Annotated in this window: 2 rRNA genes; both read right to left on the reverse strand. The window is 56.1% G+C overall.

The annotated features are described in order from the left end of the window. A 23S ribosomal RNA gene (locus tag ABD264_RS11505) occupies positions 1–1,457 on the reverse strand; the annotation flags it as partial. Positions 1,458–1,829: 372 nt separating this feature from the next. After that, positions 1,830–3,361, reverse strand: a 16S ribosomal RNA gene (locus ABD264_RS11510). Positions 3,362–3,365: the final 4 nt, after the last annotated feature.

Here is a 3,365-nt window from a genome sequence, read left to right on the forward strand (position 1 = left end):
CCCGACTCACCCAGGGCAGATTAGCTTGACCCTGGAACCCTTGATCATCCGGCGGACGGGTTTCTCACCCGTCTATCGCTACTCATGCCTGCATTCTCACTCGTTGAGGTTCCACCACTGGGTCACCCCGCAGCTTCACTACCCCAACGACGCTCCCCTACCCATGACACCACCTCAACCACAAACGGCTCAGCTCTACGGTGTCATGCCACAACTTCGGCGGTGTACTTGAGCCCCGCTACATTATCGGCGCGGAATCACTTGACCAGTGAGCTATTACGCACTCTTTCAAGGGTGGCTGCTTCTAAGCCAACCTCCTGGTTGTCTAAGCAACTCCACATCCTTTCCCACTTAGCACACGCTTAGGGGCCTTAGTTGATGGTCTGGGCTGTTTCCCTTTCGACTATGAAGCTTATCCCCCACAGTCTCACTGCCACGCTCAACTTGACTGGCATTCGGAGTTTGGTTGACGTCAGTAACCTTGTAGGGCCCATCAGCCATCCAGTAGCTCTACCTCCAGCAAGCACACGCAACGCTGCACCTAAATGCATTTCGGGGAGAACCAGCTATCACGGAGTTTGATTGGCCTTTCACCCCTACCCACAGCTCATCCCCTCCATTTTCAACTGAAGTGGGTTCGGTCCTCCACGCGCTCTTACACGCGCTTCAACCTGGCCATGGGTAGATCACTCCGCTTCGGGTCTAGATCACGCCACTCACAACGCCCTATTCAGACTCGCTTTCGCTACGACTACCCCACACGGGTTAATCTCGCGACGTAACACTAACTCGCAGGCTCATTCTTCAAAAGGCACGCTGTCACCCCAAAAGGCTCCAACGGCTTGTAAGCACACGGTTTCAGGTACTATTTCACTCCCCTCCCGGGGTACTTTTCACCATTCCCTCACGGTACTGATCCGCTATCGGTCATCAGGAAGTATTCAGGCTTACCAGGTGGTCCTGGCAGATTCACACGAGATTTCACGGGCCCCGTGCTACTCGGGAATAACGTCACGCCACAGCAACCATGATTTCGTCTACGGGACTCACACCCCCTACGGTCTGGCACTCACCACCAGTTCGACTACCACGACGCCACAACGCCCAGGGTGGCGACCCCAGGAACAACGCATCCCACAACCCCGATCATGCAACCCTCGCCAGGTATCACACACAACCGGTTTAGCCACCATCCGCTTTCGCTCGCCACTACTCACGGAATCACTATTGTTTTCTCTTCCTATGGGTACTGAGATGTTTCACTTCCCCACGTTCCTCCTCGCACCCTATGAATTCAGATACGAGTGACCACGCATGACACGCAGCCGGGTTACCCCATTCGGAGATCCTCGGATCACAGTTCGTTTATCAACTCCCCGAGGCTTATCGCAGATTTCCACGTCCTTCATCAGCTCCTGATGCCAAGGCATCCACCGTGTGCTCGTAACAACTTATACGCCACACAACACAAAACAATCATCAAAGAACACACCACACACCCCAAACGAGGTGCGCGGCGTCAAAGATGCTCGCGTCCACTATGTAGTTGACAAACAACAACCCACCAACACCACACCCACACAAACAACGTCCGTGCTTCGCGATGCCGCGGGAAACCAACCAACACTGACGTGTTGATCGACAACCCAACAATGTGCCACCACACCACCACCCCAACACCACCCAGACCCACGAAGGCCCCAGTGTTCCCGTGCCAGGGAGCAGTGTGTCCGCTTGCTGATATTCCACCCATGAGCATCAACCACATCCCCACCACAACGGTGAGGACCGTGGGCGCCGGCCACACGGCCAGCCACTGTGCTCCTTAGAAAGGAGGTGATCCAGCCGCACCTTCCGGTACGGCTACCTTGTTACGACTTAGTCCCAATCGCCAGTCCCACCTTCGACGGCTCCCTCCCACAAGGGTTAGGCCACCGGCTTCGGGTGTTACCAACTTTCGTGACTTGACGGGCGGTGTGTACAAGGCCCGGGAACGTATTCACCGCAGCGTTGCTGATCTGCGATTACTAGCGACTCCGACTTCACGTGGTCGAGTTGCAGACCACGATCCGAACTGAGACCGGCTTTTTGGGATTAGCTCCACCTCACGGCATCGCAACCCATTGTACCGGCCATTGTAGCATGCGTGAAGCCCAAGACATAAGGGGCATGATGATTTGACGTCATCCCCACCTTCCTCCGAGTTGACCCCGGCAGTCTCCTATGAGTCCCCACCATCACGTGCTGGCAACATAGAACGAGGGTTGCGCTCGTTGCGGGACTTAACCCAACATCTCACGACACGAGCTGACGACAACCATGCACCACCTGTACACCAGCCCCACAAGGGGGAAGGAACATCTCTGAACCGGTCCGGTGTATGTCAAGCCTTGGTAAGGTTCTTCGCGTTGCATCGAATTAATCCGCATGCTCCGCCGCTTGTGCGGGCCCCCGTCAATTCCTTTGAGTTTTAGCCTTGCGGCCGTACTCCCCAGGCGGGGCACTTAATGCGTTAGCTACGGCGCGGAAAACGTGGAATGTCCCCCACACCTAGTGCCCAACGTTTACGGCATGGACTACCAGGGTATCTAATCCTGTTCGCTCCCCATGCTTTCGCTCCTCAGCGTCAGTAACAGCCCAGAGACCTGCCTTCGCCATCGGTGTTCCTCCTGATATCTGCGCATTTCACCGCTACACCAGGAATTCCAGTCTCCCCTACTGCACTCAAGTCTGCCCGTACCCACTGCACACCCGGGGTTAAGCCCCGGGCTTTCACAGCAGACGCGACAAACCGCCTACGAGCTCTTTACGCCCAATAATTCCGGACAACGCTTGCGCCCTACGTATTACCGCGGCTGCTGGCACGTAGTTAGCCGGCGCTTCTTCTGCACGTACCGTCACTCTCGCTTCTTCCGTGCTGAAAGAGGTTTACAACCCGAAGGCCGTCATCCCTCACGCGGCGTCGCTGCATCAGGCTTCCGCCCATTGTGCAATATTCCCCACTGCTGCCTCCCGTAGGAGTCTGGGCCGTGTCTCAGTCCCAGTGTGGCCGGTCACCCTCTCAGGCCGGCTACCCGTCGTCGCCTTGGTAGGCCATTACCCCACCAACAAGCTGATAGGCCGTGAGCCCATCCAAAACCAGTAAAACCCTTTCCACACACCACCATGCAGTGGCATGTCATATCCAGTATTAGACCCAGTTTCCCAGGCTTATCCCAGAGTCAAGGGCAGGTTACTCACGTATTACTCACCCGTTCGCCACTCATCCACCCAGTGCAAGCACCAAGCTTCAGCGTTCGACTTGCATGTGTTAAGCACGCCGCCAGCGTTCGTCCTGAGCCAGGATCAAACTCTCCGTCAAAAAA

The sequence above is a fragment of the Kocuria salsicia genome (assembly GCF_039532055.1).
Taxonomy (GTDB): domain Bacteria; phylum Actinomycetota; class Actinomycetes; order Actinomycetales; family Micrococcaceae; genus Kocuria; species Kocuria salsicia.